Here is a 9,563-nt window from a genome sequence, read left to right on the forward strand (position 1 = left end):
TGCGTGATTGAGCGCCGTTGTATAGGACGGGAGGTATCTTGCAATGCACGCTCAGCCGCTTGACGCCCGCATGGCACACATTGAGGGTGTCGTTCAGCAGATCGGTGAACGGCTCAATAGCATCGATCGCCGCCTTGATTCAATAGACGGCCGCTTTGCGCAGGTCGATGCCCGCTTCGCCCAGGTCGATGTCCGCTTTGCCCAAATCGACACCCGCTTCAACTGGCTGATCGGCATTGTGGTCGGAACCTGGATCACAACGATCCTGACCATCCTCTTTCACCGCTAAAGCGGCCGGCAGAAACCGGCTACCGCGTCACCACCGCGGGCGGAATGTACGTATCGTGTGCCACGCGCCCCTCGGGGCCGTAGACCCGCAGCATCAGGTTGAACTGCCCCTTGGGAACCGGCAGCCAGTTCGCCGCCGGTACGTCTTTGGGTCTGCGCTGCGCCATGTAGAGCGAGATCGAGCCGTCCTTGCTCTTCTGTAAGCCCGGCGTGTAGCTGCCGATGAGGTACTTGTTGGCCGAATTCTTGATCAGCGTGATCGAGTCGGGAAGGTATCCCGTGACCGACCAGAAGCGCTGGGTCTGCGGAATCTCGTCCTTGGAAAACGTCAGCACGTACTGGTGCGAGCGTCCGTCGAGCGCCTTGCCGGTGCCATCCTTAAACGTCTGATAGTATGCTGCGGTCGCATGGCTGTTGCCGTACTGAATGAACTCGCTGATCGACGAACGCACCAGGCGCCCCCAAGTCGTCCCGATCGTCGCAAAGCTGATCCAGTTATTCTTATCGAGATGATCCAGATACCGGTTGAGGATCAGCTCGTGCGCCTTGCGCGTTCCATCGATGAATGCCGAATCGTTGCGCCTCTTCACATTGAAGAGCGCGTTGAAGTGATCGGAGAGCCGCTGTTCTGAGGGTGTCAGCGCCGGCGGATCCCCCGACGCAACCGCTTTCTGCAGCTCGCCGAGAAACGCGATCGATTCGTCGGTCGCCAGTTCGTCGGCCGCCTGTTTGAACGGCGCGCTGAAATCAAGCACCGAGACGATACGCGCCGGACGTGCGGCGTGGTTCTTCAAATAGAGCGCGAGCGGCGCCGCGTGCAGGTTGCGGCGGAATCGCTCCGCCTCGGCCTTCTCGTTCTCTCCTTCGGGTGAATATTTGTCGGCGCGGATGATCAGCCCCGAGAAGTTCGTCGTCAGCGAGACCTGCGTGAGGCCTGCGGGAAGCTTGCCCTTCCAGTTCGGCCCGGTCAATCCGTAGGTGCCCGAATCCTTGATGCCGGTCTCGTTGACGTCGCCGAACGCGTCGGTCGAGAGCACCGAGTAGATATCTTTCGTCGCCGGAATCGTGAGAATCAACGGCTCCTTCGTCAGATCGACGACGCTGTTGGCGTAGAGCGTATCGTCGTTGGGTGCGACGACCGCGTGATAGATTGGATCCATCACCCGCGGACCAATCAGCTGATTGACCGACGAAATCTTCCACTGCTCGTAGGTAAACCACAGCGGATAAAACGTCACGACGTAGTTGACCGCCGTATCGTAGGCGGTCCGTCCCCGCGAATGCCGAAGGCGCCGCCTGCCCTAGCCGGCCGGCCGGCAGCGGCCCGCCGTTCACGAGGTTGCCCATCGACGACGACGAGCATCCGCCCAAGAAAGCGCCCGCGACGACGAGCGCGGTGATTCGTTCTGTCAACCGGTTGCGCATGGTGCTCCTTATTGAGGATGAACCGCCTCTTACGGGGCGGTCACGCGTGAGATGAAGCCGTTTGGCCGATCGGTGTCGGTGGCCAGATAGAAGACCCGGCGATGTGGGCCGATGAAGATCTGTCCGACCGACGGCTCGTTGCCGGCGACCCGCGTTCGCGCGATCTCCTTTCCGGTGCGCAAGTCCAGTACCACGAAAAACAGCCGGCACGAGTGCCTGGTTGCGCAGCGGTGATCGTCGGCGTAGAGTTGGCCGTCGGCATAATCGATCGCGAGGCCGGCCGAGTTCTCGATCGTGTCGTTCTCCCAGAGCTTCTTGGCCGTGATGCCGCCGTTGCAGGCAACGAATCCGGCGATGTGGCCGTTCGCCTGGTTCTGCACGGCGAGGATGCCCGTTTTAAACGGATCTCCCGTCGCCATGAAAAAGTTCCACCCCGCTCCGCTTCCGCTGAAAGCCGCCTGGGAATGCAACTGCGCTCCTGCGAAATCGCCTTGCGCGAAGAGGCTCATCGGCGACGTAGCTTCGGGGCTCGTGTTGTTCGTAAAGACGATGCCGCGCCACATGAAGATGTCCGACGTCCCTTCGGTATCACCCGTGCTCGGATAGAGGTATTGCTGCGAGTACCCGTTGTCGAGCTTGAAGTCACGCGCCCCTATGAGATAGCGAATCGATTCCGTCGCGCCGGCCAGATAGACGTACTCGCGGTTCCCCTGCACCGTCAACGCCATCCGCGCCCCGGCGATCTGCGACGATTCGGCCGTCGCGACGATCGAGAGGTTGTCCGGATCGATCCGCAGCAGAATTCCCTTGCCGTGGCCCAGCGGGGCAAAGCCCTTGAGGATGAGGTCGCCGTCGAGCGTTGCCTGCATGCCGTTGAAGGCGACGCGGTCGTTTGGCTTGCCGAGGTCGTTGGGCGGAAGAGGAAGCCGCTTCGAGCTGACGATGGAGAACGACTTTGGGTCGATCTTGTACAGCACGCCGCGCGCGACGGCATACAGATAGCCGTTTGCATCCACGAGCATGCCGCCGATATAGTTCGAGCTGCTCGTCTGCGTGAGTTGCAGCTTCGTAACGCGCATCGTCGACGGATCGATCCGCGCGACGTACGGCGTCAGCCGGTTCGCGTACCGCCGGCTCTCAATTGCGAGCCGTCGCAGCGACGACGTCGGCGCACCGAGGATTAGCTTCGTAAAGACATCGAGGAAGTACGGCGCCCCGCCCAGCACGTACAGATCGCCGTCGAGCCCCACGTACCCCCACACGGGAACCGGCGGAAGTTTTGCGCTCGTAACGTGCAGCGGGCCGCGAATCGTCGCGAGTCCCGTATCGGCAGCTGCTGTACGCCAGGGGTCGGCACGTTCGCTCGGCCAGGTCGTTGCGGCATAAGCGGGCGCGTGCGGCGGGCTTGCGGGCGCGACGCGACAACCCGCGTCGTTCCAAGCTCCTGCCGCCGACGAAGAGAGCGCTGCGGGGATGCTCGAGCCGCCGCCATTACAGGCGGAGAACGAAATGAGCATGGCGCCGGTAAGGGCCAAAGTGCGTGTGAAAACGGCAAGCTCTCCTTTCATCCGGGCGGGCGCCTCTTCACTTCTATCGGCAAGTCAAGCGCTCGCCTAAAGGAAGGGCGGCCGCAAAATCGCGGCCGCCCTTTGGGAACCTGCTCGGAGCGGGGCGTCTATGCCGTGGCTTTGACCCGGTTGGGATCGACCTTCACGCCAGGACCCATCGTACTGGCCAGCGTGACGCTGCGGAGGTATGTGCCCTTCGCCGCCGCCGGACGCGCGCGCACGATCGCGTCGAGCAGCGTCGTGATGTTCTCGAGCAAGTGCGCCTCTTCGAAGCTCGCCTTGCCGACGATCGTGTGGATGATGCCCGTCTTGTCGAGGCGGAACTCGACCTTACCGGCCTTGATGTCGCGGATTGCCGCGGCGATGTTCGGCGTCACCGTGCCGGCCTTGGGGTTGGGCATCTTTTGCGCGAGGATACGGCCGAGCTCCTTACCGACCGACGCCATCATGTCCGGCGTCGCGACGGCGACGTCGAACTCGGTGAAGCCGCCCTTGACGCGATCGATGAGATCCTGATCGCCGACGATATCGGCGCCGGCTTCTTGCGCAGCCTTCGCGTTATCGCCCTTGGCAAACGCGATCACGCGCACGGTTCGCCCGGTGCCGTGCGGCAGCAGGACCGTACCGCGAACGCCCTGATCGCTCTTCTTCGGATCGACGCCCAAGCGCACGTGCGCTTCGACCGTCTCGTTGAACTTCGCGTTCGCGTTCTTCTTCACGAGCGCGATCGCTTCGGCGGTCGAAAAAAGCTTCTTGGGATCGACGGTTAGCGCGAGGGCCTTGAATCGCTTTCCGTGGTGTTGCGGCATCTTAGGCCTCCACCTCAACGCCCATCGAGCGCGCCGTCCCGGCGACGATCTTCTTGGCCGCATCGATATCGTTGGCGTTGATGTCGGGCATCTTCACCTTCGCGATATCCTCGAGCTGCGACTGAGTGAGCTTGCCGACCTTATTCCGGTTGGGCTCTTTGCTGCCCGACTCGATCTTCAGTGCCTGCTTGATCAGAAACGATGCCGGCGGCGTCTTCGTGATGAACGAAAACGTCCGGTCCTCGAACACTGTGATCTCGACCGGAATGATCATCCCGGCCTGCGACTGCGTGCGTTCGTTGTACTGCTTGCAGAAATCCATGATGTTGAGCGAGTAGGGCCCGAGTGCTGGGCCGATCGGCGGCGCCGGCGTCGCTTTGCCGGCGGGAATCTGCAGGCCGATCTTACCTACGACCTTCTTAGCCATTGAATCTATCCTTTCGAAGCGTGGCTTCTCCCCCGCTATTTTTGCTTACGCGCACCCGGGGTAACGTACGCTACACCTTCTCCACTTGGAAGAACTCGAGTTCGACTGGGGTTTCGCGGCCGAAGATCGAGATGAGCGCGCGCAAGCGCTCCTTCTCCGGCGCGATCTCGTCGACGACGCCGGTGAAGTCGAAGAACGGCCCCGACGTAACCTTGACGCGGTCGCCCTTCTTGAAGTCGATCTTGAGCTTGGGCGCCTCGATGCCCATCTGCTTGAGGATCGTCTTGACTTCTTTATCCTGCAGCGGCACGGGCTTTTCGCCTGGGCCGGGGCTGCCGACGAACCCGGTGACACCCTGCGTGTTGCGCACGACGTACCAGGACTGGTCGTCCATGATCATCTCGACCAAGACGTAGCCCGGAAAGACTTTCTTGGGCGTGATCTTGCGCTTGCCGTCCTTGAACTCGACCTCGTCCTCCATCGGCACGAGCACGCGGAAGATTTTGTCCTGCATGCCCATCGAATGGATGCGGCGCTCGAGATTTGCCTTCACCTTGTTCTCGTAACCCGAGTAGGTGTGCACGACGAACCAGTTGCGGTTGTCCTTCGGCTTGGCGGCAACGGCATCGGCGCCCTCGGCCTCGCCGTCGGTCTCTCCGCCCTCGGTCTCCCCGAGTTCGGTCTCCTCGACCTCGAGCGCCGGCGATTCGAGGGCCATGTCGGCCCCCTCGGTCGCTTCGCTCGTGCCGGCGGGATCGCTCATGCCCCGATCGTCGACGACCTGCTCTTCGAGCTGATCGGCGATCGGCTGGTCCGCGGTGGGTTGTTCGGTGATGGGCTCTGCGTCGTACACGGTCGACACTACCCCGATCCGACCACGGGATGGATAAGACTGAAGAGCCACCCGAATAACTGATCGACGACGAAGACGAACAGCCCGATCACGACGACCAGAACGATCGTAAGGATCGTCGCCGAGATCCACTCGTCTCGGGTGGGCCAGGTCACGCGGCGTAGTTCCATGATCACGCCGCGAATGAAGTCGCCACCCGCCATGGACTGAGCCGTTCTTTTTTGCTGTTCGTTCACCAAAGGTTCACCTTAAACTGTAATTCCAAGCCTGGGTTTGTCATCCTGAAGCTCAGGTTTGTCATCCTGAGCCTGTCGAAGGATGGCAGGGCGGACAGGACTCGAACCTGCAACAACTGGTTTTGGAGACCAGGACTCTACCAATTGAGCTACCGCCCTCTACGCTTATCGAGTCTCGCGATGGGGCTTGTGACAGCGGCAGAAGCGGCAATACTTGCTGAGCTCCAACCGGTCCGTGGTCTTCTGCTTGTTTTTCTGCGTGTTGTAGTTCCGGCGCTTGCACTGGGTGCAGGCCATCACCACCATCACGCGTTGCTCTTTCTTTGCCATCAGTAGTCTACCACAACATTAAAAAGACGGACCGGGCGGTCCGTTCGAGCATTAATGCTAGCACATCCACCCCAGCCCTGCAACGCCCCGAATCGCGCCTCGCGCCACCCGCCCTGCGTCACCCTGAGCGGAGCGAGCGAGGCGAGCGCAGTCGAGGGGCCGTAACCCGCACACCCCGTGCGCAGCCGAAGGCGGAGCCCGACCCCGTCGGACGGTTTGTCCGACGGGGTCGGGGCACCCCACGACGGGGGCCTAATGAAGGTGGAGCACCCACCGATCTGGCTTTTTGAAAACTAGCGGAACTGGCATCCCCTTGCTTGCCGACGCGACGAACCCGCGGGAGAGCATCGCCCAACGCTCAGCCTCAGACCTCTAACGGTACACGGTGGTGCGCCCGGCCAGAATCGAACTGGCAACCTTGGGCTTAGGAGTCCCCTGCTCTATCCAGTTTGAGCTACGGGCGCGCACGTGATTCGTCTTTATTTTATAGAAGTTTTTTGCGTTCGCTGAAGTTTTCTGCTTCCTTAACCTTTGCCCCCGGTCTCCGTGGCGAACGGTTGCGAGGCGCTCCGGCAGCGCCAAAGAGCCGCCTCACTGAGTCGGAGCGCACGATCCATAGACGGTTACGGTAAACGTTCCGCCCTGTGCCTCCTTGTAAAAGCGAACGCGCCACCCGTCAAAGTTTGGAGATGGCCGGCTGTTGGAGATGTCGCGCCACAAAGGTGCGGAAATTACGCCCCCACCGAGCACGACGTCACCGGCTGGACAGCGCGCCTCGACCGTAACCCCAGTGTAAGCGGGTTGAAAAGTTTTGGATCGCCAAACCCACGTGTACGGTCCGAACTGCTTTTGGCCGTCGGGACTATCGAAGGTTGGGGGCGTCGCAACTTGGGCGTTCGCCGGTAACGCTAAGCCGGCGAGGGCGACAAACACGATAAGCCATCGCACTACGGATTCTTTCTCCTTTCGCGCCGCAAATGGAAAGTTTACCATAAATCGCGGTTAACGGCGGGCTTCACCAGCCCCATAGCAGCGCGACGCGGTCAACGCAGACGTGGCTTGGGTAGTAGATCGTGTTCGCCAAATATCGGCGACTTGATCGCTCTGGCGCCGGACGGATCCGGCTATCCGCACGTGATCGCCTCGCTCGTAGCGCCGAACTGCTCGACTCTCGTACCTATCGCCGACTGGAAAGCTGATCGAGGCCGATGCCATGAGTGGCGATATCCACGATCGCAGCGATCACGAGCTGTGCCAATGGGTGCGAGAGCGCATCCTGGGCTATCTCGGAGCCTTGCTCAGGGTTACACCGAAAAGAGCGCGGGCACCAAATCCGCTAAAAACCTTCACAAGCCGACCTTTTGGATATGTCCAGACTCCTAGCTTATCTCCTTTTACTCGGCAGTTCTCTGTCGGGCATCCAAATGGTGCGACGATTTCTCCATCTTGAATCCAGAACTGATTGGCTCCGAAGTCCTTATTGTTGACCCGCCTAAGCTGGGCGGTACCAGTAATCTCGCCGTTTCCCTCAGACACCGTAACCTGCTGGATCGCCGGAAGTGAGGAGGTCGCCAAGTAGGCTTCTTGCCATTGGAGTGGTCCGCCGGCAAATTGATCGCCATTGAAGTTTATGGTGATCAAGCTTTTGCTACCAGGCTCAAGGACGTCCAACATAGGCCCCGTGGAATATGCGACGGGCGTAAAGAAAAGGTTTCCGCGATTGTCATAGGCGCAGTAGAGGACGGCAGCAAGCGTGCCTGGCGCATCGACCACTCGCGGCAGCGTTTTCTTCTGGAGAGGCGCCGCAAAGATTGATACCGTGTTGCCACCTCGAGGGGCGCCCCCTGAAGTAACCGCAATGTCTCCGCTTCGAGCGTCGACTGAACAAGCCCCTGACTCTCCGGCGGGAAGAGTGCGCGAACTAATTGGATCAGGGTTGCCATGGCCAAACTCGGTAATCGTGCCAGGAACAGCGCGAAGGCGGAAATGTGCTACGAAAACGTGGCCTGAACCACCACTGCACAAACCCCAGGGAAGATCGCGGAAGGATAGCGCGCCGACTACCTTCCCTGTAGCGAGCGAAAGCACGAATACCTCTTTGAGGTCCACGTCAGAAGCATAGACTAGGTCCTCACGTTTCGCTTCGGGCAGCATCCACGAACGGACTCCATCGGCATCCGAGGCATTTGTTGCTGGCAACCTCGCGTCACTTTGAGGCATGGTTACGGTATCGCGTTGCCGGCTCACGCCCGTATCTCCACACGCAACAAGTGCCGATGCAGCTAAGACAAAGAAAATAGATCTAGCCGATGAAGTCATGGTCTCCACCAAGTCGCGAACAGTACGATTTATTATCTCCTGGGACGTCGGCCACGTCGTGGGTCGAAAGGCCCCTCAGTCGAGCCCGTTGTGGCCCACCAAGCGAGCCAATAGTTCTACATCGTCGTCGCTGTCGGTCCACTAGGCCGGTTACCTCATGATAGCGTGAGTAGACCGTCCTATTTTTGCTACCTTGTTTACTTTCGGAGCGTTTCGGCGTGTTATCCTACGCGCAAAACGAGCGTTCTGTCCGGGAAGGGAGCTGCTAAAAGATGATAAGTCTTCGCTTTATCCGCTATGCAGTTAGCCTGTGTGGTTCTGCAGGCGTACTCGCCGGTTGCGGCGGTACGCAGACTGGCGTTGGATGGCCAGGAGCGATCCCGCAACCCCAAGCCGCCGCAAGATCCTCCGAGCGCGGCCAGTCGTGGATGCTGCCAGAGGCGAGGAGTCAGGATCTGCTCTACGTGTCGCAGGACGTCTCGTCGCTCGATGACGTAGCGGTTTTCGATTACCCAAACGGCAAGCCGGTCGGTATGCTCACGGGATTCGAGGCGCCGGCAAATCTTTGCGCGGACAGAAACGGGAATGTCTGGATCCCAAACTCCGGCGGGACGACGATCGTAGAGTACGCGCACGGCGGATCGCAGCCGATCGCCACTTTGCAGGTTCCCGGCGGTGCCTCTCCCCTCGCTTGTTCTGTCGACCCGACCAGCGGAGACCTCGCGGCGATCGTCAGCGGAGGGAGCAACTCGAGTCCGCACGTCTATTTCATTTACAAACATGCGTCGGGTTCACCTGAGACACATCACGTGGACTTCCCCGCGTACGGCTGCAGTTACGACAGCAGTGGGAATCTCTTCGTCGACGGAAACCGTGAGCCCAACAAACGGTCTCAGATCGGATTCAAGCTCGGCGAACTCCCTCGCGGAAAAACAAGGTTTAGGACATTTTCCGTTGGCCGCGGTTACGACTTCTGGGGCCAGGTTCAGTGGGACGGCAAATACGTCGACGTATCGGCGTACGAGTACATACTCCGCTTCGCGATTCACGGCCGAAAGGCAGTTCCGGCCGGCGGGGTCATCCTTCACGGTCTCAAGTACATCAACGGTTTCTGGATTCAAGGCTCGAAGGTCATCGCGACAAACCGCTTCGGTATGTCTCAGTATCCGCTAGTGTAGTGAGTTAGAAGTTCGTTCGCAAACCTTTACCACTTTATCCAGGATCATGTCGGCGGTAGCGGTCCACACGAACGGTTTGGGGTTCTTGTTACGTTGTCGGACGTAGGCGGGGATTTCCCGCTCGAGTTGC

11 protein-coding genes and 2 tRNA genes are annotated in these 9,563 nt (G+C 60.2%); 2 read left to right on the forward strand and 11 right to left on the reverse strand.

Annotated features, from left to right (window positions below):
* The first annotated feature begins 43 nt into the window (after positions 1 to 43).
* The gene (locus VGG51_12300; protein HEY1883811.1) at positions 44 to 289 is read left to right on the forward strand and encodes a hypothetical protein; all 246 of its coding nucleotides are present in this window, start codon (positions 44 to 46) and stop codon (positions 287 to 289) included.
* A gap of 19 nt (positions 290 to 308) precedes the next feature.
* Here the strand turns inward: VGG51_12300 and VGG51_12305 are convergent, their stop codons facing one another.
* The 11 genes from VGG51_12305 to VGG51_12355 form a co-directional block, all read right to left on the reverse strand.
* A complete protein-coding gene (locus VGG51_12305) occupies positions 309 to 1,526 on the reverse strand; it encodes a DUF1214 domain-containing protein (protein ID HEY1883812.1) in 1,218 nt (405 codons plus the stop codon).
* A gap of 216 nt (positions 1,527 to 1,742) precedes the next feature.
* Positions 1,743 to 3,230 (reverse strand): hypothetical protein, encoded by a 1,488-nt coding sequence (locus VGG51_12310; GenBank protein HEY1883813.1) that lies wholly within the window; start codon positions 3,228 to 3,230, stop codon positions 1,743 to 1,745.
* A 158-nt stretch (positions 3,231 to 3,388) separates the two neighbouring features.
* Entirely contained in the window at positions 3,389 to 4,090 is a 702-nt protein-coding gene (rplA, locus tag VGG51_12315) for a 50S ribosomal protein L1 (protein HEY1883814.1), read from the reverse strand.
* 1 nt (position 4,091) lies between these two features.
* On the reverse strand, positions 4,092 to 4,517 hold the full coding sequence (gene rplK, locus VGG51_12320; GenBank protein ID HEY1883815.1) for a 50S ribosomal protein L11: 426 nt from the start codon (positions 4,515 to 4,517) through the stop codon (positions 4,092 to 4,094).
* A gap of 70 nt (positions 4,518 to 4,587) precedes the next feature.
* Positions 4,588 to 5,100 (reverse strand): transcription termination/antitermination protein NusG, encoded by a 513-nt coding sequence (gene nusG, locus VGG51_12325; protein HEY1883816.1) that lies wholly within the window; start codon positions 5,098 to 5,100, stop codon positions 4,588 to 4,590.
* A gap of 278 nt (positions 5,101 to 5,378) precedes the next feature.
* Positions 5,379 to 5,606 (reverse strand): preprotein translocase subunit SecE, encoded by a 228-nt coding sequence (gene secE / locus VGG51_12330; GenBank protein HEY1883817.1) that lies wholly within the window; start codon positions 5,604 to 5,606, stop codon positions 5,379 to 5,381.
* An 83-nt stretch (positions 5,607 to 5,689) separates the two neighbouring features.
* Positions 5,690 to 5,765 (reverse strand) — tRNA-Trp (locus VGG51_12335).
* Between the two features lie 6 nt (positions 5,766 to 5,771).
* Complete coding sequence (gene rpmG / locus VGG51_12340; protein HEY1883818.1) at positions 5,772 to 5,936, reverse strand: 50S ribosomal protein L33; 165 nt, start codon at positions 5,934 to 5,936, stop codon at positions 5,772 to 5,774.
* A gap of 386 nt (positions 5,937 to 6,322) precedes the next feature.
* A tRNA-Arg gene (locus VGG51_12345) sits at positions 6,323 to 6,400 on the reverse strand.
* Positions 6,401 to 6,527: 127 nt separating this feature from the next.
* Complete coding sequence (locus VGG51_12350; GenBank protein HEY1883819.1) at positions 6,528 to 6,884, reverse strand: hypothetical protein; 357 nt, start codon at positions 6,882 to 6,884, stop codon at positions 6,528 to 6,530.
* Between the two features lie 333 nt (positions 6,885 to 7,217).
* On the reverse strand, positions 7,218 to 8,090 hold the full coding sequence (locus tag VGG51_12355) for a hypothetical protein (GenBank protein HEY1883820.1): 873 nt from the start codon (positions 8,088 to 8,090) through the stop codon (positions 7,218 to 7,220).
* A gap of 593 nt (positions 8,091 to 8,683) precedes the next feature.
* On the opposite strand from VGG51_12355, the gene VGG51_12360 reads away from it, so the two are divergent.
* Positions 8,684 to 9,433 carry a hypothetical protein gene (locus VGG51_12360; GenBank protein ID HEY1883821.1) on the forward strand — a complete coding sequence of 250 codons (750 nt, stop codon included), beginning with the start codon at positions 8,684 to 8,686 and terminating at the stop codon, positions 9,431 to 9,433.
* Positions 9,434 to 9,563 lie beyond the last annotated feature (130 nt).

It is taken from the genome of Candidatus Cybelea sp., assembly GCA_036489315.1.
Taxonomy (GTDB): Bacteria; Vulcanimicrobiota; Vulcanimicrobiia; order Vulcanimicrobiales; family Vulcanimicrobiaceae; genus Cybelea.

What these genes read in the sequence shown, in the direction of transcription:
- rplK (HEY1883815.1), bottom strand. Translation starts at nt 4,517, where the DNA reads ATGGCTAAGAAGGTCGTAGGTAAGATCGGCCTGCAGATTCCCGCCGGC.
- VGG51_12355 (HEY1883820.1), bottom strand. Translation starts at nt 8,090, where the DNA reads ATGCTGCCCGAAGCGAAACGTGAGGACCTAGTCTATGCTTCTGACGTG.
- VGG51_12310 (HEY1883813.1), bottom strand. Translation starts at nt 3,230, where the DNA reads ATGCTCATTTCGTTCTCCGCCTGTAATGGCGGCGGCTCGAGCATCCCC.
- VGG51_12300 (HEY1883811.1), top strand. Translation starts at nt 44, where the DNA reads ATGCACGCTCAGCCGCTTGACGCCCGCATGGCACACATTGAGGGTGTC.
- rpmG (HEY1883818.1), bottom strand. Translation starts at nt 5,936, where the DNA reads ATGGCAAAGAAAGAGCAACGCGTGATGGTGGTGATGGCCTGCACCCAG.
- rplA (HEY1883814.1), bottom strand. Translation starts at nt 4,090, where the DNA reads ATGCCGCAACACCACGGAAAGCGATTCAAGGCCCTCGCGCTAACCGTC.
- VGG51_12360 (HEY1883821.1), top strand. Translation starts at nt 8,684, where the DNA reads ATGCTGCCAGAGGCGAGGAGTCAGGATCTGCTCTACGTGTCGCAGGAC.